The sequence below is a fragment of the Micromonospora sp. NPDC049089 genome, from assembly GCF_040648775.1.
Lineage (GTDB): Bacteria > Actinomycetota > Actinomycetes > Mycobacteriales > Micromonosporaceae > Micromonospora.
The window spans coordinates 1-20128 of record NZ_JBEZEH010000049.1 but is presented as its reverse complement, the minus strand read 5'-3'; the positions used below and the strand labels follow the sequence as shown (position 1 = coordinate 20128).

The window sequence follows — 20128 nt, the reverse complement described above, 5'->3', positions numbered from 1 at the left end:
GCCAGTGCAGGGTCGGTTGCAGGACCGGGTGGCCGTGGTCACCGGAGCGGGCAGCGGCATCGGGTTGGCCACAGTGCGGCGGTTCGCCGCCGAGGGGGCCCGGGTGGTCTGCGTGGACATCGACGTGGCCGCCGGTACGAAAGCCGCCGAGGAGTGCGGCGGCGAGTTCGTGGCCACCGACGTGGCCGACGAGTCGGCGGTGCGCGACCTGTTCGACGGGGTGGCCGACCGGCACGGCCGGGTGGACATCGCGTTCAACAACGCCGGCATCTCGCCGCCCGACGACGACTCCATCCTGGACACCGGCCTGGACGCGTGGGAGCGGGTGCTGCGGGTCAACACCACGAGCGTCTACCTGTGCTGCAAGTACGCCATCCCGCACATGCGTCGGCAGGGCAAGGGCTCGATCATCAACACGGCCTCGTTCGTGGCGTTGATGGGTGCGGCCACGTCGCAGATCGCGTATACCGCGAGCAAGGGCGGGGTGCTGGCGATGACCCGGGAGTTGGGTGTGCAGTTCGCCCGTGAGGGCATCCGGGTCAACGCCCTCTGTCCCGGCCCGGTGGCCACCCCGTTGCTGCTGGAACTCTTCGCCGCCGATCCGGAGCGGGCGGCCCGCCGGCTGGTGCACGTGCCGATGGGACGCTTCGGGCAACCGGAGGAGATCGCCGCCGCGGTGGCGTTCCTGGCCAGCGACGACGCGTCGTTCATGACCGCCGCGCAGTTCGTGGTCGACGGCGGCATCACGGGCGCGTACGTCACGCCCCTGTGAGCGCGAGGAGTGAGCCGGTGTTGCGAGCCCCGCAGTCGCGAACCGTGCCAGCCCTGTGAGCGCGGGGAGTGAGCCGGCTTCGCGAGCCCCGCAGTCGCGAACCCGGCCAGCCCGGCGCCCGCTGATCGGGGTCAGCGCGTACGTCGAACCCGCCGACTGGGCCGTCTGGCGGGGTGTGCGGGCGGTGCTGGTGCCGGAGGCGTACACGCGGGCGGTGGCGGCTGCGGGCGGCCGGGCGGTGGTGCTGCCGCCGGACGACGTGGACGCCGACGTGGTGGCTGTCCTCGACGGGTTGCTGTTGGCCGGTGGTGCGGACGTCGGCCCGGGGCGGTACGGCCAGCCGCCCGACCCCCGTACCGAGGACCGGCCGGACCGGGACGCCGGCGAGTTGACACTGTTGGCCGCCGCGCTCGCCGCCGAGGTGCCGGTGCTGGGCGTGTGTCGGGGGATGCAGTTGCTGGCGGTGGCGTACGGCGGCACCCTGCACCAGCACCTGCCCGACGTGGTGGGTCACGAGGCGCACCGCCCGGCACCCGGGGTGTACGGCGCGCACGCGGTGCGGTTCGCGCCGGGGAGCCTGGCCGCGTCGGTGCTGGCCGGGGTCGACCAGGTCAACTCGTACCACCACCAGGCGGTAGCCGATCCGGGCCGGCTCACGGTGACCGGTTGGGCGGAGGACGGCGTGGTCGAGGCGGTGGAGGACCCGGCCCTGCCGTTCGTGCTCGGGGTGCAGTGGCATCCGGAGAACGAGTTGGACCCCGCCCCGATCCCGGCGTTGGTGCGGGCGGCCGGCCGGCGGGTGTGACTGAGATCGCCCCCGCCCGTCGATGGCCCCGGTGGGAGGATCGACGCATGGGCAAGGTCTATCCGGAGATCGACTCTCGACTACGTGACTTCATCGTGGCCCAACCGCTCTTCTTCGTGGCGACCGCCCCGTCCGGGGTCGAGGGGCACGTCAACGTGTCACCGAAGGGCATGCGGGGCACCTTCGTGATCCTCGGCCCGCACCGCGTGGCCTACCTCGACTATCACGGCAGTGGGGCGGAGACCATCGCCCACCTGCGGGACAACGGCCGGATCACGCTGATGTTCTGTGCCTTCGACGGCCCACCGAAGATCGTCCGGTTGCATGGTCGGGGCAGCAGCGTCGCGGTCACCGAAGACGCCTTCGCCGATCGACTCGCCGAGTTTCCCGCACCGCCGGATGTCCACGCCGTCCGGGCGGTCATCACCGTCGAGGTGGAGCGGGTCAGTGACTCCTGCGGATATGCGGTGCCTCTCATGGACTTCCGGGCCGAACGCGATTTGTTACTCACCTCACACTCCCGCCGCAGCGCCGATGATCTGGTCGTCTACCGGGCCACCAAGAATGCGGCAAGCATCGACGGGCTGCCGGTCTTCTGACTCGTCAGAGCGCTTCTGCCGCCGCCGTTCGACACCGTCAACCACCCGCACTGTCCGGTGCCCGACGGCCCCGGCGTACGTAACCAGCGTCCATCGCCCGTAATGCGTTACGTTGCTGGTCCGCTGGGGTACAAGTCGAGGCACAGCGGGTGAAGATCAACGGTCGAGGGGTACGGCCGGGGCGGGGAGGCTGCATGAGCTCGGCCCAGGGGGGCGCGGACATCGGGCATCCGGCCCTGTCCGGTCGCGAGACCCCGCCGATGCTGGCGGCCGCGTTCGCGGCCGGCGGCGAGATGGGCGAGCGGTTGGCCTCCTTCGACTGGTCCTCCGGCCCCCTGGGCGGGCCCGGTCAGTGGCCCCCGGCGCTCTCCAACGCCGTCGGGATGATGCTCGCCTCCAGCGCGCCGATCGTCATGTTCTGGGGCGACGAGCAGTTGGCCTTCTACAACGACGCCTACCGGCCGACCATCGGCGGCAAACACCCGGACGTGATCGGCCGACCGGCCCGCGCGAACTGGGCGGAGACCTGGGCGGTGCTCGGCCCCCTGCTCGACAACGTCCGGAGCACCGGCCGCTCCTACCGGGGCGAGGACCACCCCTTTCTGCTGGACCGGTACGGCTTCGTCGAGCAGACCTACTTCAACGTCTCGTACGACCCGATCCGCGGTGACGACGGCTCGGTCAGTGGCGTCTACTGCATCGTCAGCGAGACCACCGGGCGGGTGCTCGGCGAGCGTCGCCTGCGCGCGCTGGCCGAACTGGGTGCCGAGCTGAGCGACATCGGCAACGCCACTGAGCTGGGCCGGACCGCCGCCGAGGTGCTCGGCCGGCACGAGGCCGACGTGCCGTTCGCCCTGATCTACCTGGCAGACGGCAGCGACCAGCTCACCCTGGCCGGTTGCACCGGCACCACCCCGCCCGCCGCCGACGTCACGGCGCAGGTGTCGGCCCGGCTCAGCGCCGATGACGCGCCCGCCACGATCGAGGTCACCGCGCTGCTCGACGCGCTGCCGGTCGACGCCGCAGACCAGGCCCTCGTGCTGCCGCTCACGGCGACCAACCAGACGGTCGGCGCGCTGGTCGTCGGCGTGGCCCGTCAGTTGCCGCTCGGCGACGACTACCGCGACTTCCTCGACCTGGTCGCCGCCCAGATCTCCCGGGCGGTCGGCACCCAGCGGGCGTACGAGCAGGAACGGGCCCGCGCCGCCGAACTGGCAGCGCTGGACCGGGCGAAGACCAACTTCTTCGCCAACGTCAGCCACGAGTTCCGCACCCCACTGACCCTGGTGCTCGGCCCGCTGGAGGACATGCTGGCCGATCCGGCGCTGCCCCCCACCGACACCGACCGGCTCACCATGATGCACCGCAACGCGCTGCGCCTGCTCAAGCTGGTCAACACGGTGCTGGACTTCTCCCGGCTGGAGTCCGGTAGGCTCGCCGCCCGCTACCAGCCCACCGACCTCGCCGATTACACCGCCCGGCTGGCCAGCACCTTTCGCTCGGCCACCGACCGGGCCGGGTTGCGACTGGTGGTGGACTGTCCGCCGCTGCCGATGCCGGTCCACGTCGACCGGGACATGTGGGAGAAGGTCGTCCTCAACCTGGTGTCGAACGCTGTCAAGTTCACCTTCGACGGCGAGATCCGGGTGCGGGTCCGGGCCGTGGAGGGCGCTGCCCGGCTGGAGGTGACGGACACCGGCATCGGGATCGTGACGGACGAGCTGCCGCACGTCTTCGAACGGTTCCACCGGGTTCCCGGGGCGCGGGCACGTACCCACGAAGGCACCGGCATCGGCCTCGCGCTGGTCCGGGAACTAATCGAGATGCACGGCGGCGAGGTCGGGTTGACGAGCCAGATCGACGTGGGCAGCACCTTCACGGTGACCGTTCCCTTCGGCTCGGCGCACCTGCCGGCGGACCAGGTGGCGGCGTTCGACCCGCTGCCGGTGGGTGAGCCCCAGCAGGCCCGGCTCTTCGTGGCGGAGACCGCGCTGTGGGCCGGCGTCGCGTCGACATCGGACCTCGACCATCAGCCGTCGGAGGGCGTCTCGGCCGGCCGGATCCTGGTCGTCGACGACAACGCCGACCTACAGGAGCACGTCAGCCGGCTGCTCTCCCCGACCTGGGACGTGGTCACCGCGAACGACGGGCTCGAAGCCCTGCCGCTGGCCCGCGAGGGCGGGTTCGACCTGGTGCTCACCGACGTGATGATGCCCCGGCTGGACGGGTTCGGGCTGGTGAGCGCGCTGCGCGCGGACCCGCGTACCCGGCATGTGCCGATCGTGCTGCTCTCCGCCCGCGCCGGCTCCGCGGAGGAGGTCGCCGGCCTCGCCGTCGGCGCCGACGACTACCTCACCAAGCCGTTCTCCGCGCAGGAGCTGGTCGCCCGGGTCCGGGCCAACGTCGAGCTGGGCCAGCTGCGCGGGCAGATCATCCGCCGGCTCCGCGCGCTGGCCGACGCGGCGGTGGCGGTGAACTCCGCCCGATCCACAGCCGACGTGCTCCAGGTCGCCGCCCGGCACGCGTTGAGCCTCGCCGAGGCGGCCCGGGTGGTCGTCTCCGCGGCCGAGGCGCGCTTCGAGGCGGACGGCGGCGGCACCACCGCCGCCGACCCGTCGTTCGTGGCCGAGCTGACCGGCACCGCCGGCAAGCAGCTCGGTGAGCTGCGGGTCTGGCGGGCAGCCGGCGACGAGGCGCAGGCCGACGACGCCGCGTTGACCGAGCTGGCCCGGCTCGTCGGGGTGCGACTGGAGAACGCCCAGCTCTACGAAGCCGAACACCGCATCGCCACCACCCTGCAGCACAGCCTGCTGCCCCGGTCGCTGCCTCAACTGCCCGGCGCGGTGATCGCCAGCCGCTACCTGCCCGGCAGCGCCGACGTCGAGGTCGGTGGCGACTGGTACGACGCGATCGCGCTCAACGGCGACGAGCTGGTGCTGGTCATCGGCGATGTGGTCGGTAAGGGCGTCCGGGCCGCCGCGGCGATGGGGCAGCTGCGCAACGCGCTGCGGGCGTACGTGCTGGAGGGGTTCGACCCGGGTGAGTCGCTGACCCGGCTCAACCGGCTGGTCGGCTCCACCGAGGGCCGCTCCTTCGCGACGGTGGTCTGCCTGCTGTTCAACCCCGGCACCGGGCGGCTGCGATACGCGAGCGCCGGTCACCCGTCCCCACTGTTGATCACCGGAGGCGACGTGGCGTTCCTGCACGACCGGGCGCTCGGCCCACCTGTCGGCGCGCTCCGCAACGCGACGTACGAGTCGGTGGAGGGCGAGTTGCCGGCCGGCACTCGACTGCTGCTCTACACCGACGGGCTGGTCGAGGACCGTCAGCTCGGCATCGATGCCGCACTGGCCCAGTTGCGCATCGACGCGGCCACCCCGAGCGAGCACGTGGTGGACCTGATCGACGCGGTGGTCGAGCGGGTCACCGGGCGGCCGCGCCGCGACGACGTGGCGGTTCTCGCCCTGGAGGCGGCGGAGCCGAACCGCTTCGCGCTGCGGCTACCGGCGGACCCGACCCGGCTCAGCGTGCTCCGCAAGCGGTTGGAGGATTTCCTCGTCGCGCACTCCGTCGGCGAGACCGACAGGTTCGACCTGACGGTTGCCGTCTCCGAGGCCGCCGCCAACGCCATCGAACACCCGGTCCACCCCGCCGAGGCCATGATCAGTGTGGAGGTGGCCATCGACGGTCGGACGGTGACCGCCACCGTGCGCGACAGCGGGCAGTGGCGGGAGTCGACCGGTTCCGGCTTCCGGGGCCGCGGCCTGGACCTGATCAGAGCGCTGGGTGAACTGTCGGTACGGCGTACCGCCGAGGGCACCGAGGTGACGCTGCGCCGGCAGTTGCAGGACTGACCGCGCGCCCGGCGGCGGCCGGCTGCCTAGGCCGGGTCGAGCCAGCCCTGTTCGCCGAGGCCGGAGATTTCCAGCACCCGACGGACCTGCCGGGACGGGCGGACTCTGAGCCGTCCCGAAAACTCCTGGGCGAGGCGGACCAGGGCGTGGATGGCGGCCGAGTCGAAGAAGGTCACCGCACTCAGGTCGAGAGTGATCTTCCTGGCGGCGGGCTCGCGCAGCGCGGTCTGGAGCATCGTGTCAGCGGTCGCCATGTCGACCTCGCCGGCCACCACGACGTGGAGGTGGTCACCGTCGATCTCTGCGCTGGCGGAGAAGACGGGTGGTGCTCCTCCTTGATCCACGCTGACACCATGGCACAGCGACCCTGGCAGGGCAACAACCTCCACCGGGCGGCCGTGGCGCGGGTCACCAGCGGCCCCGGCGATAGGCTTGCGGCATGACCGTCCGTCCGCCGCTGACACCAGGCACGCTCTCCCCGATGCGACCGGTGCCGTCCCAGATCGCCCGACCGGAGTACGTGGGCAAGACGCGTCCGCGGGAGTGGCGTGGCTCGCACGTGCAGACGCCGGAGACCATCGAGAAGATGCGGATCGCCAGCCGGCTCGCCGCCAAGGCGACCCAGCTCGCCGGCGAGCACTGCAAACCCGGCGTGACCACTGACGAGATCGACAAGGTGGTGCACGAGTTCCTCTGCGACCATGGCGCGTACCCGTCGACGCTGGGCTACAAGGGCTTCCCGAAGTCCTGCTGCACCAGCCTCAACGAGGTCATCTGCCATGGCATCCCGGACACCACGGTCCTGCACGACGGCGACATCATCAACATCGACGTGACCGCGTACATCGGTGGGGTGCATGGTGACACCGATGCCACCTTCTGCGTGGGCGAGGTCAGCGAAGAGGCCCGGCTGCTGGTCGAGCGGACCCACGAGGCGATGATGCGCGGCATCCGCGCCGTCGCCCCGGGACGCCAGATCAACGTGGTGGGACGCGTCATCGAGTCGTACGCCAAGCGGTTCGGTTACGGCGTGGTGCGCGACTTCACCGGCCACGGCATCGGTGAGGCCTTCCACAGCGGCCTCTACGTGCCGCACTACGACAGCCCGCGCCCCACCGACATCATGGAGCCCGGCATGACGTTCACCATCGAGCCGATGATCACCCTCGGCACCTACCAGTACGACATGTGGGACGACGGGTGGACAGTGGTCACCAAGGACCGCAAGTGGACGGCGCAGTTCGAGCACACCATCGTGGTGACCGACGACGGCCACGAGATCCTGACCCTTCCGTGAGCGCGAGGAACGCAGCGCAGCGGAGTCCCGCAGTCACGAACGAAGGGCAGGCGCCGTGACCGACACCCCAGCGGCGCTGCGCGAGGCGCACCACGCGGACGTCTCCGGCGGCTGGCTGCGCCCGGCCGTGTTCGGCGCGATGGACGGCCTGGTCACCAACATCGCCCTGATCGCCGGCGTCGGCGGCGGTGGAGTGTCGCCTCGCAGCATCGTGCTCACCGGCACCGCCGGCCTCGTCGCCGGTGCGATCTCGATGGGCCTCGGCGAGTACACCAGCGTGCGCTCCGCCAACGAGCAGGTCGCCGCCGAGGTGGCCAAGGAACGACGGGAACTGGAACGGCACCCCGAGGCGGAGGCCCGGGAGCTGGCCGACGCGTGGGTGGCCCGGGGCCTGCCCCGGGACCTCGCCACCCAGGTGGCCGAGGCGGTGCGGCGCGACCCGGAGGAGGCGCTGCGGGTGCACGTCCGCGAGGAGCTGGGCGTCGACCCCGACGACCAGCCCAGCCCGTGGGCCGCGGCGATCTCGTCGTTCCTGTTCTTCTCGATCGGCGCGCTGGTCCCGCTGCTGCCGTACCTGCTCGGCGCCACCGAACTGTGGCTGGCGCTCGCCGTCGGCGGGCTCGGGCTGTTCGCCGCAGGTGCCGTGGTGGCCCGCTTCACCCACCGTCCCTGGTGGACGAGCGGGCTGCGCCAGCTGCTGCTGGGCGCCGCGGCGGCCGGCGCCACCTACCTGATCGGCTCGCTGATCGGCGTACCGGGCGGGCTGTGACGCGCCTCAGGTGCTGAGCAACTCGTCTATCGTGCCGTCGACCGCACGACCACGGGCGGCCAGCTCCTCGGCCTGCCGGGCCAGCACCACACCCACCTCGGTCATGTCCGCCCCGGCCAACCCGGTGCGCCGCACCGCGTCCCCCGGGTCCCGGAAGTAGGTGCGACTCAGCAGACCGGTCACCGTGGCCGCCGCCAGCCGGGCCTCGGCGAGCATCAGCAGAGCCTGATCGGTCTCGTACCACTCGGCCAACCGGGCCGCGCGGGAGTGCGCCGCGCTGCCCCTGTACCACGCCTGGCGAGCCGCGGTGCTGAACTCCGCCGGCCGGGCCCGGGCCAGCCGGCCGAGGTGCTCGTCGCGCAGCGTCCGCAACCAGCCCGTCGGATCGTGCAACGCCTGCGTGGTGACGTACCGGTCGGCGGTCAGCGGCCAGAGCGGGGAGAGCACCCGCGCCTGGGCCAGGTAATCCTCGGCCGCGGCCACGGTCAGGTCGACGAGCACCCCGTCGACCCGCCGGGTGGCCGGCGACGGGCCGGTCCCGGGCCGATAGGTGACCACCAGCAATCCGGCCTCGCGGTCCCCGCCGCCGTCGTCGTCCCCGTGCGCCAGAGGCCCGTGTACGGCGATCGCGAGCGTGTCGGCCGGGAACCGCCGCCGGACTGCCTCGGCGACCCGCTCCGCGACCGTCCACCGTCGATCGTCGAGGCCCCGGAACCCCGGCTCACTCCTCGCGCTCACGGAACCACCTCGCCTTAACTACCGAGCGTCAGCCTAGCCAGCCGACGGCGGCGCTTCGGGCGCGCCGCGCCCGGTCGGGGCCAGCCGGAAGATGTGGATCTCCCGGCCACCGGCCCGCTGCACGTACGTGTGGTACGCGGGCCACGCGCTGACCAACAGCTGCCACAACCGGTCCCGTTCGGCGCCGGAGGCCCGCTGGGCCCGCACCGCGACCCGCCGGCCCTTCACGTCCACCTCGGCGGCCGGATCGGCGAGCAGGTTCATCGCCCAGCCGGGGTGGTGGGTCTGCCCCCAGTTGGAGCCGATCACCACGTACGCGTCGCCGTCGGGCACGTAGAGCAGCGGATTGCTGCGGGGCTTGCCGGAGCGGCGACCCGTTGTGGTGATGAGTAGGGAGGGGAGCAGGCCGAGCGCTACCACCCGACCCCGGGTGAGTCGACCAACCATCCGGTCGGCCGGAACCAGCAGACGCGCGGTGGCGCCGAACCAGCGATGGTGACCGACTCGACGGACGACATTCCTGAGCACTGACACGCCGGTCAGTCTGCCGGCTGCCCGGCCCCGGCGGCACCCCCACGCGGTCCACTTTCGGTTGCCCGGCGGACCGGTCAGTCCAGCCGCCGTTCGATGGGCAGTCGGGCCCGGGTGAACAGGCCCGCCCCGAGCATCGCCACCACCGGCACCAGCACCAGGACCCCGAGCGCGGGCCACGGCACCAGAAAGGGGTACGGATCGGATATCGGCCAGTCACTGGCGTACTGCCGGTTCACCGAGACCAGCACGATCGCGGCGGTACCGAGCCCGGCCACGATGCCGAGCACCGAACCGATACCGGCGATGACCCCGGCCTGGCAGATCGCCAGCAGCCGGCGTACCGCTGGGGCCGCGCCGACGGCCGCGAGGGTGGTCAGTTCGGCGCGTCCCTCGGCGGCGGCGAGCGCGGTGGCGATCCCGGCCGCCCCCACGGTGATCAGCCCGGCCGCCGCCGCGAGCAGCAGGAGCAACGGTGAGACGTCGCGTGGGGCGCCTCCGTACTCGACGTTCAGCGAGAACGTCCCGAAGGAACGCAGCGCGGCGGAGAACCGCGCCTGTTGCTCCTCGTCCGGCGGGTTCGTGGTGCCGACCACCCAGCCAGCCGGGAACCAGCTCATGTCGAGTTGTCGGGCCGCGTGGGTGGACAGCAGCAGGCGGGAGGAGCCCGACGCCTGGGGCAGCGCGTACCCCGGCAGGTCGCGGACGACGGTGGCCGGAGTGTCCGTTTTTCCGTCCGTGCTGAAGACGCGGACGGTCACCAGGCCGTCGTGCAGGTAGCGCGGGTCGGTCACCACCACGCCACCGGCATGCAGCACCGCCGTGGCGGCGGCGGTCGTCGCCGGGTCCGCGCCGGTGAGCAGTGGCAGCGCGAAGCCGTCGTCCACCCCGGGCAGGACGTAGCCGCCGTAGGAGTCGGCCTCGCGGATCTGGCAGCGTGGGTCGGCCCGCGCCTCCTGGCGGTGTGCGGCGGGAAGACTGTCGCCGGGCTGAAACGGACAGGCTCGGCTCGGCGGGAGGACGGGCGCCACGTCGCAGTAACGGGCACCCGTCGGGTCGCAGTTGGGCTCGTACACGGTGGCTACCGCGTCGACCCCCAACTGGTCCCGGGCCGCGTCGGCGACCTGTGCCAGGGTGGGCTGGCCGTCCGGCCGGTTGGCGTGCACCAGCATGTGACCGGTCGGCAGCGCCGGCCGGTAGGCGCGCGCGTCGCGGGCGCCGTCGCTGGCCAGGTATCCGCCGAGGGCGACGCTGCTGGCGACGGCGGCCATCACGGCGCAGATGGCCGGTGCCGCGGCGGCCCGGTTGCGGCTGGCATCGCGCAGTGCGATCCGTGGCGCCAGCGGCAGCACCCGGCCGAGGCGGGCGAGCGCCCCGAGCAGCGTGGGCGTGCAGCAGACCAGGCCCAACTCGCCGAGGATCAGCCCGGTGAGAACCACCGCCGGGGAAGTCTGGGTGGCTCCGAACGCCGCCAGCCCCGCCCCGCCGACCACCAGTGCCAGTCCGAGAGCCAACCACCGGCCCGGGGATTTCGCCGGGGTGCGTCGTCCGGCGAGCCCGGCGCTGACGTCCTGCCGGGCGGCGGTCCAGGCCGGTGCCAGCGCGGCGAGCACTCCGGCCAGCACCGCGACGCCACCGAGCAGGGCCAGCGCACTCGGCCAGCAGCGGTAGCCGCCGAAACGGGCGCTGAAGACGTACTGCTCCATCAGCGGGCGACCGGCGAACGCCGCGCTGACGCCGACCAGCAGGCCGGCGGCGGCCCCCAGCACGCCCAACACCACACCGTCGGCCAGCACGACGCGGCGAAGCTGGGCGGCGTCCCCGCCCGCCACCGCGACCAGCGCCAGATCCCGTCGTCGGCGACGGACGCCGACGGCGAAGGCCGGCCCGACCAGCAGGACGACCTCCAGAAGCCCGAGGCCCGCGATGAGGACGCCGGTGCTCAGGTCGTTGGCGCCGCTCTGCCTGATCGCACCGAACCACGTCCGGTCCGCTGTGGTCCCCGAGCCGAGCGGGCTTCGGGCGGTGACCACCACCCCCCGCTCGTTGAGCCGGGACACCAGCGCGGCGTCCACTGCTCCGGGCAGGTCCGCCAGCCAGACGCTGTCCGGTTCCGGGCCGGTCGCCTGCACGGCCCCCGGGTGCAGCGCCACGACCGGCCCGAGGTCGTCGGGAAATTCGACCACCCCCACGACTGTGTACGCCCTGCTTCCGTCGGCGGTGGCCACGGCGTGGCCGAGGCGCAGGCCCAGGCGGCGCAGCGCCACCGGACTGACGGCTACCTCACCGGCCTGCTGTGGTGCCCGGCCGGCCCGGAACCGCACCAGCCCTCGGGCCAACGGGTCGGTGAGGTCCAGCGCCCGCCCGGCCACGGCCTCGTCGCGGCGCGGGCCGCGCAGTGTCAGCGGGACGCGGGGACGAAGCTCGGTCACCCGGCTGCCCGGCCCCAGCAGGGTGGTCATCTGGGCGGCGGTGACCCGCGCGGGAGGCTCGCCGTCCTGCGTGGACCATGCCTCACCCCAGTCGTCCTGCCGCACCGGGCTGCTGGCGATCCACTGCAACTCCGCGTCGGCCACGCCGAGCCGGCGGTCGACGCGTTCCTGTGGGGTCAGCTCGGCCATGTCGTAGCTCGCCGCCAGGAAGGCGAGCGCCGCCACCGGCAGGGCGATCATCGCGAGCACCAGGGCCGTCCGCCGCCGGGACCGGCGTGACTCCCGCCGGGCGATTCGCAGCGCGGCCCGCCAGGAGCCGGTCAGCTCGGCGAACCGCCGCCGGCCGACCGGGGCGGTTGGCGTGACCGGCCGCGGCGTCGCGGTGCCGGCCCGACCGAGGGCCCGCATCGGACGGCGAACGGTCACCGGTCGCTGCCGGACAGCAGTTGCTCGACACTGCCCAGCGGTGCCGTCGTGTCGACCAGCACGCCGTCGCGGAGGAACACCACCCGGTCCGCCCAGCCGGCGTGCCGTGCCTCGTGGGTGACCAGCACCCCGGCGGCGCCCGCGTCGATCCGGCGGCGCAGCAGGTGCAGCACCGCCTCACCGGTCTGGGAGTCCAACGCCCCGGTGGGCTCGTCGGCGAGGACCAGCCGACGGTCGCCCACCAGCGCGCGGGCGATGGCCACCCGCTGCTGCTGCCCGCCGGAGAGCTGGTCTGGGAAACGGTCTCCCAACGCGGGCAGCCCCACCTCGGTGAGTGCTGTCATGGCCAGTGCGCGGGCCCGACGTCCGCTGGTCCCGTCGAGTTCCAACGGGAGCGCCACGTTCTCCAGCGCGCTCAGACTGCCCAGCAGGTTGAGCTGCTGGAAGATGTAGCCGATCCGACGGCGGCGCAGTTGGGCCAGCCCGCGGCGGTCCAGGGCCCCCAGCGGTTGCCCCTCGACCCGGACCTCGCCGCCGGTCGGACGGTCCAACCCACCGGCGAGAGCCAGCAGTGTCGATTTGCCGGAGCCGGACGGTCCCATCACGGCGACCAGCTCGCCGGGCCGGACGACCAGGCTGACGCCGCGCAGCGCGTGCACCGCCGCCGGCCCGGCACCGTGGGTGCGGTGGACGGCGCGTAGCTCCAGCACCGCGTCGTCCGATCCGCTCACCGTCTTGCCTCCTCGCCGGCCCATCGAGCCGCGTCCCGCGCGTCGGCGTCATCGGGTCGGGTAGCGGGAGGCGCCGGGCCGCTGGGTTGGTGCCGGACCAGACTGGTCTCGCAGTGGTCCAGCCAGCGCACCTCGGCCTCGGCCTGGAACACCATCGAGTCCAGCACGAGGCGCCAGGGAAGGTCCTCCGGCCGGTTGCTGCCGTACTTCAACCGGGTCAACTCCTGAAGGGCCCGCATCGTCGCGCTGCGTTGGGCCTGCACCACCGACCGGACGTCGACCCCCGGGGTGGTCAGCGCCAGCGCCAGTTTGATCGCCAGTTCGTCACGGGGGCGGTCGTTACGACTGATCGGGGTGGCGAACCACAGCGCCAGGTCCGCCCGGCCAGCGTCGGTGATCTCGTACGGGCGCTGCCCGCCCTCGCTCTCCGGCAGCGGGCGCACCAGACCGTCCCGTTCCAGCCGGGACAACGTGGTGTAGACCTGCCCGATGTTCAGCGGCCAGGTCGAGCCGGTCGACTCCTCGAACGCGGCGCGCAGCTGGTACCCGTACATCTGGCCGCGTTCGAGCAGGGCGAGCAACCCGTGACGGATGGACATGGCAACGGAGTATGCATACCTGGTATGCGTACCGCAACCGGAGTGGACGGGTTCAGGTTGGTCGTCCGGGAAACGGGACAGTCAGCGGGGTCAGCCCGGCCGTCTTCCGCCACCGGGTGGCCCGCACGGCGTACTCGACCAGGGCGGCCAACGCCTGGTCCCGGTCGGCCCCGGTGGTGGATGCCAGGGCAGCCCGCCAGTGCGCGGCCGTGCGCTCCTCCACCTCGGCGGCGAGCCGCAGGGCGCTGGCCCGGTCGGTGACCGGGAACGGCAGGGCGTACCCGGCGCGGTCCGGCGGAACGACGCCGCCGGCCGTGGTGAGCTGCACCACCAGCGCGTCGCGCCGGCGTCGATGCGCGGCCTCCGCCTGGCGTGCCGCGTCCCGCGCAGCTCCGCTGAGCCGGACACCGATCCGTCCGTAGGCGTAGATGGCCGCGTACTCGGCGGACAGGGCGGAGGCTAGTGCCTCCCCGGCGGACGGCTGCCTCACTTCAGTGCCTCCTGGTGGGTTGCCCGGGCGGCGACTATCGACCCGAGCAGCGCCGCCCGCTCCGCGGGCGCAGCGGCGCAGGCGGCGGCGGCGGACTGCTGGGCGGTCTTCTCCAGCGCCCGCAGGGCGGCGCGCGCGCCGTTCGGATCGGCGGCCGGGGCGGTGGTCGGGGTGGCGGGGGCCGCCGACGGCACTGTCACGCCGATCACCCGGGCCAGCTCGGTGGCGTGCGCGGTGTGCGTCTCGGCGATCGGGTTGAGCCGGTCGGCGAGCTCGGGGTGGGCGGTCGCGGTCGCCCGGTACGCGGCGGCCAGCGCGAGTGACTCGTCCACCATCGGCCGCAGCGGGTCGGGCGGTGGGGTCGGTTGGTCGTCGCGGTCGAAAAGATCACAGCCGGTCAGCGGCGTCACGGCGCCGCCGAGCACCAGCAGCGCCCCGACGCTCAGGAGCTTTCGCCGGGAATGTCCGGATGCTTGGTCGCGCTGTGTCGTTCTGCCGATCCCCACCGGACAAGTCAACACCATCCGTGCCGCTCCGGGGGTCACCGGCGTCGGTGCGCCGCCCGGTCCGCCGCCCGGCAGGCGCGTTACGCTCTGCGCAACCACCGGCGTGTCCACTCCGGTGGCGTGCCGGCATGGCGGGAACACCGGTCCCCGTCGACCAGGGAGAGGGTGCGGAGATGACGCAGCGTGGCCGTGCCACCAGGCCGACGGGTCAGCCCCGCGGTGCTGCGGGCCCCCGCGGCGGTGACCTCGCCGCGCGGCGGGACCGACTGCGGGCCGTGATCGAGCCAGTGGTCAACGACGCCGGCTACGACCTGGAGGACCTGTCGGTCTCCCGGGCCGGCCGCCGGCACGTGGTGCGCGTGATGGTGGACACCGACGGCGGGATCGACCTGGACGCCGTCGCGGACGTCTCCCGCAAGGTCTCGGCCGCGCTGGACGCCGCCGAGGAAACCGGTGGCGACATCGTCGCCGGCGAGTACCAACTGGAAGTCAGCTCGCCCGGCGTCGACCGGCCGCTCACCCTGCCCCGTCACTGGCGGCGCAACGTGGGCCGACTGGTGAAGGTCACCGTCCGGGGCGCGGCCACGCTGCCCGGCCAGCGCGGCGAACAGCCCGCCGGTGACCGTCAGCTGACCGGCCGGGTGGTCGCGGCCGACGACGAGGGCGTGCACCTGGAGACCGACGACGGCCGCGCCGCCTGGGCGTACGCCCAGCTGGGCCCCGGCCGTGTGCAGGTCGAGTTCACCCGGCTCGCCGAGCTCGGTGAGCCGGAGGACGAGTTCGACGACGCGGACGATTCCGACGAGTTCGACGATTCAGACGACATCGACGACGAAGATGATGTGGAGGACGAGGAGAGGTGAACATCGACCTCGCGGCGCTGCGCGCACTCGAGCGCGAGCGGGAGATCCCGTTCGACACGATTCTCGCGGCGATCGAGACCGCGTTGCTGACCGCCTACCGGCACACCGACGGGGCCGAACCGTACGCACGGGTGGAGATCGACCGCAGGTCGGGCGCCGCCCTGGTGTACGCCCAGGAGATGGATGCCGACGGCAGCCTGGTGCGGGAGTGGGACGACACCCCGCACGATTTCGGCCGGATCGCCGCCATGACCGCCAAGCAGGTGATCCTCCAGCGGTTGCGGGAGGCCACCGACGAGGTGCACTTCGGTGAGTACGTCGGCCGTGAGGGTGACCTGGTCACCGGCGTGGTGCAGGCGCACGAGACGCGTACTGAGAAGGGCATCGTCAGCGTCGACCTGGGCAAGCTGGAGGGCGTGCTGCCGCAGTCCGAGCAGGTGCCCGGCGAGCGGTACGCGCACGGCGAGCGGGTCCGTTGCGTCGTGGTGCACGTGGCCAAGGGCATGCGTGGGCCGCAGATCACCCTGTCCCGGTCGCACCCGGCTCTGGTCAAGAAGCTCTTCGCGCTGGAGGTGCCGGAGATCGCCGACGGCATCGTCGAGATCGGTGCGATCGCCCGTGAGGCGGGCCATCGCACGAAGATCGCCGTGCGCTCCACCACCCCCGGGGTGAACGCCAAGGGCGCCTGCATCGGCCCGATGGGTCAGCGGGTGCGTGCCGTGATGAGCGAGCTGCACGGTGAGAAGATCGACATCATCGACTGGTCGGACGACCCGGGCACCTTCGTCGGCAACGCGTTGTCGCCGGCCAAGGCGCTGCGGGTCGAGGTGGTCGACCTGGCCAACCGCGCCGCCCGGGTGACGGTTCCCGACTTCCAGCTCTCGCTCGCCATCGGTCGGGAGGGGCAGAATGCCCGACTCGCGGCCCGATTGACCGGTTGGCGGATCGACATTCGGTCCGATGCGGAGCAGACCGCACCGGCAGCGCGTGGGGTAACTGATCACGTGCGGGAGCCGGGCGGCGCGATCTCGGGCAGCTAGGGGTAGACTTCCTCCAGTGGTACGACGCGCGCTGCCGGAGCGCACCTGTGTGGGTTGCCGGCAACGTGCGCCGGCCAGCGAATTGCTGCGGATCGTCGCGGTCAGGGACGAGGCTGGTCACAGCCTCCGGCCTGATCCGCGCCGCAGGCTGCCGGGTCGGGGAGCGAACATGCACCCGGATCCGGCCTGCTTCGCGCTGGCGGTGCGGCGCCGCGCCTTCGGGCGTGCGTTGCGCAGCACCGAGGTCCTCGACCACGGTGCGCTGGCGGAGCACGTCGATGCGCCAACCACTACGTCCGGTCAGCCCGACCGGGCGAGGGTCGCTAGCAGGGTAGGACGACCGACATGAGCACACGATGAAGTCCCTGAAATGACCAGGCTTCAAGTGCACGAGTGAGGTCGCTGCGGGTGCTGCCCGCACGACCTCGGAGTGAGGAGTGCAGTGGCAGGCAAGGCCCGCGTTCACGAGCTTGCAAAAGAGCTCGGGGTCGAGAGTAAGACCGTTCTCGCCAAGTTGAAGGAAATGGGCGAGTTCGTGAAGTCCGCGTCCAGCACCGTCGAGGCGCCTGTCGCCCGGCGGCTGCGTAACGCATTCGTCGCGTCCGCCGGAGCCCCGGCTCCGGCCGCCCCGTCGGCGCCCGCGTCGACGCCGGCTTCAAACCCGACCCCGACGCCAACCCCGGCCCCGGGCGCGCCCCGGGTCTCGGCCAAGCCGATGCCGCCTCGGCGGCCGGCCGCGCCGGCACCCGGTCCCAAGCCCAAGGGTCCGGTTCCCGGTGCCCCGCAGTCGGCGACCCCGGTCGCCAAGCCGGCGAGTGCCCACGACATCGAGGTGGCGGCCGCGGAGGCGCGTGCCGCCGCGCTGAAGGCTGAGCAGGAGGCCGCGGTCAAGGCCGCGCAGGCCGCCCGCCAGCAGCAGCGGGACAACCCCGTTCGCCGGGAGCCTCCGGCCGACGGCGGTAACCGTCCCGGCCCTCGGCCCGGTCCCGCGGCGATGCCGCCCCGTCCCGGTTCCCCGGCAGCTCGTCCGAGCACGCCGGCTCCGGGTCCGGGTGCCCGCCCCGGCGGTCGTCCGCCGGCGCGTGGCGCCGGTAACAACCCGTTCGGCATCCAGGGTGGCCAGCAGCAGCGGCCCCCGGCCGCCGGTGCGGGTGGCCCTCGGCCCAACACCCCGGCGGGCATGCCGCCGCGGCCGAGCCCGAACTCCATGCCGCCGCGGCCCAGCCCGGCGTCCATGCCGAGCCAGCGCCCGGCTGCTGGTCGTCCCGGCCCCGGTGGCGCTGGTCGCCCCGGTGGCGGTGGCGCCGGTCGTCCCGGTGGCGGTGGCGGTGGTTTCCGTGGCGGTCCCGGCGGTGGCGCCGGTGGCGGTGGCGGTTACCGCGGCGGCCCTGGTGGCGGCGCGGGTGCCGGCGGTGGCGGTGGCTACCGTGGCGGTCCCGGTGGCGGTGGCGGTGCTCCCGGTGGCGGTTTCCGTCCGGGTGGTCCGGCCGGTGGCGGCGGTCGTCCGGGTGCGGGCGGTCGTGGCCGTGGCGGCGGCGCCGCGGGTGCCTTCGGGCGTCCGGGTGGTCGGCCGACGCGCGGTCGCAAGTCCAAGAAGCAGCGCAGACAGGAGTTCGACAACCTGTCGGCTCCGACCATGAGCTCGGGTGCTCCCCGGGGTCAGGGTCAGGTCGTCCGGCTCTCCCGTGGCGCCTCGCTGTCGGACTTCGCCGACAAGATCAACGCCAACCCGGGTTCGCTGGTCCAGGAGATGTTCAACCTGGGCGAGATGGTGACCGCGACCCAGTCCTGTTCTGACGACACCCTGCACCTGCTGGGTGAGCACCTGGGCTTCGACATCCAGATCGTCAGCCCGGAGGACGAGGACCGCGAGCTGCTCGCGCAGTTCAACATCGACCTCGACGCGGAGGTGGCCGAGGAGCGTCTGGTCAGCCGTGCGCCGGTGGTGACCGTCATGGGTCACGTCGACCACGGTAAGACCAAGCTGCTCGACGCCATCCGTAAGGCGAACGTCGTGGCCGGTGAGGCGGGTGGCATCACCCAGCACATCGGTGCGTACCAGGTCCACGTCCCGCACGAGGGCGAGGACCGGGCGGTCACGTTCATCGACACCCCGGGTCACGAGGCGTTCACCGCCATGCGTGCCCGTGGTGCCCAGGTCACGGACATCGTGATCCTGGTCGTCGCGGCCGACGACGGCGTGATGCCGCAGACCATCGAGGCGTTGAACCACGCCAAGGCGGCCGACGTGCCGATCGTGGTCGCGGTCAACAAGGTCGACAAGCCGGACGCCAACCCGGACAAGGTCCGCCAGCAGCTGACCGAGTACGGCCTGGTCGCTGAGGAGTACGGCGGCGAGACCATGTTCGTCAACGTGGCAGCCAAGCCGGGCATCGGCATCGAGGAACTGCTCGAGGCCGTCCTGCTGACCGCCGACGCGTCACTGGAGCTGACCGCTCCGATCGACGGGCCGGCGCAGGGTGTGGCCATCGAGGCACACCTGGACAAGGGCCGCGGTGCGGTGGCGACGGTGCTGGTGCAGAAGGGCACCCTGCGGGCGGGCGACTCGATCGTCGCCGGTGGGGCGCACGGCCGGGTCCGGGCCATGCTCGACGAGAACGGCAACCAGCTCTCCGAGGCTGGTCCGGCGCGTCCGGTCATGGTTCTGGGTCTGACCGCGCCGCCCGGTGCGGGTGACACGTTCCTCGCCGCGGCGGACGACCGCACGGTGCGGCAGATCGCCGAGCAGCGGCAGGCACGGCGGCGGGCGGCGTCCTTCGCCAACTCCCGTGGCCGGGCCACTCTTGAGACGCTCATGGAGCAGCTCAAGGAGGGCGAGAAGACCTCGCTCAACCTCATCCTCAAGGGCGATGTCTCCGGTTCGGTGGAGGCCCTGGAGGACGCGCTGTTCAACCTCGACATCCCCGAGGAGGTTCAGCTCAAGGTCCTCGACCGGGGCGTCGGCGCGATCACCGAGAGCAACGTCATGCTCGCGAGCGCCTCGTCCGAGCCGGTCACGATCATCGGCTTCAACGTGCGGGCCTCGAACAAGGTCCGTGAGATGGCCGACCGCGAGGGCGTGGAGATCCGGTACTACACCGTCATCTACCAGGCCATCGAGGAGATCGAGGCAGCGCTCAAGGGCCTGCTCAAGCCGGAGTACGAGGAGGCCGAGCTGGGCAGCGCGGAGATCCGCGATGTCTTCCGCTCGTCCAAGATCGGCAACATCTCCGGTTGCATCGTCCGGTCGGGCATCATCCGACGCAACGCGAAGGCTCGACTGCTTCGGGACGGGACGGTCGTGGCGGACAACCTCACGATCACCTCGCTCAAGCGGTTCAAGGACGACGCCACCGAGGTCCGCGAGGGCTTCGAGTGCGGTCTGACCCTGGGTGGTTACAACAACGTCCAGGTCGGCGACGTCATCGAGACCTTCGAGATGCGGGAGAAGGTTCGCGCCTGATCCGGCAGTGACACGCTGATCAAGGGGTTTACGCCACTCGGCGTAAACCCCTTGATCATGCGGGGCGGGTTGGCGGTATCGTCCGGGGCGATGTTCACCGGAACCGCGGTCTTCGACCTGCTGCTGCCGGGCGACTCCCGGTCGCTCAAAGCCAAGAGATCATATGTACGGCCGATCGTGGCGGCGCTGCGCCGCTTCGAGGTGTCGGCCGCC

19 protein-coding genes are annotated in these 20128 nt (G+C 72.4%); 11 read left to right on the top strand and 8 right to left on the bottom strand.

The annotated features are described in order from the left end of the window. Positions 1–4: 4 nt before the first annotated feature. The 4 genes from AB0B48_RS11475 (at position 5) to AB0B48_RS11460 (ending at position 6030) form a co-directional block, all read left to right on the top strand. The gene (locus AB0B48_RS11475; RefSeq protein ID WP_355009583.1) at positions 5–772 is read left to right on the top strand and encodes a 3-oxoacyl-ACP reductase; all 768 of its coding nucleotides are present in this window, start codon (positions 5–7) and stop codon (positions 770–772) included. 55 nt (positions 773–827) lie between these two features. Beyond that, a complete protein-coding gene (locus tag AB0B48_RS11470) occupies positions 828–1577 on the top strand; it encodes a gamma-glutamyl-gamma-aminobutyrate hydrolase family protein (protein WP_357199328.1) in 750 nt (249 codons plus the stop codon). A gap of 47 nt (positions 1578–1624) precedes the next feature. Continuing rightward, the gene (locus AB0B48_RS11465; RefSeq protein ID WP_357199326.1) at positions 1625–2176 is read left to right on the top strand and encodes a pyridoxamine 5'-phosphate oxidase family protein; all 552 of its coding nucleotides are present in this window, start codon (positions 1625–1627) and stop codon (positions 2174–2176) included. A gap of 194 nt (positions 2177–2370) precedes the next feature. After that, positions 2371–6030, top strand: coding sequence for a SpoIIE family protein phosphatase (locus AB0B48_RS11460; protein WP_357199323.1), 3660 nt, complete (start codon positions 2371–2373; stop codon positions 6028–6030). 26 nt (positions 6031–6056) lie between these two features. Here AB0B48_RS11460 and AB0B48_RS11455 read toward each other — a convergent pair whose 3' ends face one another. Continuing rightward, a complete protein-coding gene (locus AB0B48_RS11455; protein ID WP_357199320.1) occupies positions 6057–6374 on the bottom strand; it encodes an STAS domain-containing protein in 318 nt (105 codons plus the stop codon). A 95-nt stretch (positions 6375–6469) separates the two neighbouring features. On the opposite strand from AB0B48_RS11455, the gene map reads away from it, so the two are divergent. Both map and AB0B48_RS11445 read left to right on the top strand, forming a co-directional pair. Further along, positions 6470–7327, top strand: a complete 858-nt coding sequence (map, locus tag AB0B48_RS11450) for a type I methionyl aminopeptidase (protein WP_357199317.1) — start codon at positions 6470–6472, stop codon at positions 7325–7327. Between the two features lie 55 nt (positions 7328–7382). Next, positions 7383–8096: a VIT1/CCC1 transporter family protein gene (locus AB0B48_RS11445; protein ID WP_357199314.1), complete on the top strand. Its 714-nt coding sequence runs from the start codon at positions 7383–7385 to the stop codon at positions 8094–8096. A 6-nt stretch (positions 8097–8102) separates the two neighbouring features. Here AB0B48_RS11445 and AB0B48_RS11440 read toward each other — a convergent pair whose 3' ends face one another. The 7 genes from AB0B48_RS11440 to AB0B48_RS11410 all read right to left on the bottom strand — a co-directional run bounded on the left by AB0B48_RS11440 (position 8103) and on the right by AB0B48_RS11410 (position 14567). Next, positions 8103–8834 (bottom strand): nucleotidyltransferase domain-containing protein, encoded by a 732-nt coding sequence (locus tag AB0B48_RS11440; protein ID WP_357199311.1) that lies wholly within the window; start codon positions 8832–8834, stop codon positions 8103–8105. A gap of 33 nt (positions 8835–8867) precedes the next feature. Then, positions 8868–9368, bottom strand: coding sequence for a nitroreductase/quinone reductase family protein (locus AB0B48_RS11435; RefSeq protein WP_355009576.1), 501 nt, complete (start codon positions 9366–9368; stop codon positions 8868–8870). Positions 9369–9442: 74 nt separating this feature from the next. Next, positions 9443–12223, bottom strand: coding sequence for an FtsX-like permease family protein (locus AB0B48_RS11430; protein WP_357199308.1), 2781 nt, complete (start codon positions 12221–12223; stop codon positions 9443–9445). After that, complete coding sequence (locus AB0B48_RS11425; RefSeq protein WP_357199305.1) at positions 12220–12978, bottom strand: ABC transporter ATP-binding protein; 759 nt, start codon at positions 12976–12978, stop codon at positions 12220–12222. The genes AB0B48_RS11430 and AB0B48_RS11425 overlap by 4 nt, the downstream gene beginning before the upstream one ends. Beyond that, positions 12951–13553, bottom strand: coding sequence for a PadR family transcriptional regulator (locus tag AB0B48_RS11420; protein ID WP_357199302.1), 603 nt, complete (start codon positions 13551–13553; stop codon positions 12951–12953). Before AB0B48_RS11420 ends, AB0B48_RS11425 begins: the two co-directional genes overlap by 28 nt. A gap of 52 nt (positions 13554–13605) precedes the next feature. Continuing rightward, positions 13606–14043, bottom strand: a complete 438-nt coding sequence (locus AB0B48_RS11415; protein WP_030337610.1) for a ferritin-like domain-containing protein — start codon at positions 14041–14043, stop codon at positions 13606–13608. Further along, entirely contained in the window at positions 14040–14567 is a 528-nt protein-coding gene (locus AB0B48_RS11410) for a hypothetical protein (RefSeq protein ID WP_357199298.1), read from the bottom strand. The genes AB0B48_RS11415 and AB0B48_RS11410 overlap by 4 nt, the downstream gene beginning before the upstream one ends. Positions 14568–14722: 155 nt before the next feature. Between AB0B48_RS11410 and rimP the strand changes: the two genes are divergently transcribed. From rimP to AB0B48_RS11385, 5 genes are all read left to right on the top strand, one after another. Continuing rightward, complete coding sequence (gene rimP, locus AB0B48_RS11405) at positions 14723–15412, top strand: ribosome maturation factor RimP (RefSeq protein WP_357199294.1); 690 nt, start codon at positions 14723–14725, stop codon at positions 15410–15412. Beyond that, entirely contained in the window at positions 15409–16452 is a 1044-nt protein-coding gene (nusA, locus tag AB0B48_RS11400) for a transcription termination factor NusA (protein ID WP_357199291.1), read from the top strand. The genes rimP and nusA overlap by 4 nt, the downstream gene beginning before the upstream one ends. Positions 16453–16468: 16 nt before the next feature. Continuing rightward, entirely contained in the window at positions 16469–16801 is a 333-nt protein-coding gene (locus AB0B48_RS11395) for a YlxR family protein (RefSeq protein WP_357199288.1), read from the top strand. 93 nt (positions 16802–16894) lie between these two features. Then, on the top strand, positions 16895–19915 hold the full coding sequence (infB, locus tag AB0B48_RS11390; protein WP_357199285.1) for a translation initiation factor IF-2: 3021 nt from the start codon (positions 16895–16897) through the stop codon (positions 19913–19915). A gap of 90 nt (positions 19916–20005) precedes the next feature. Continuing rightward, a partial coding sequence (locus AB0B48_RS11385; RefSeq protein ID WP_357199355.1) for a DUF503 family protein occupies positions 20006–20128 on the top strand: 123 nt, incomplete at its 3' end.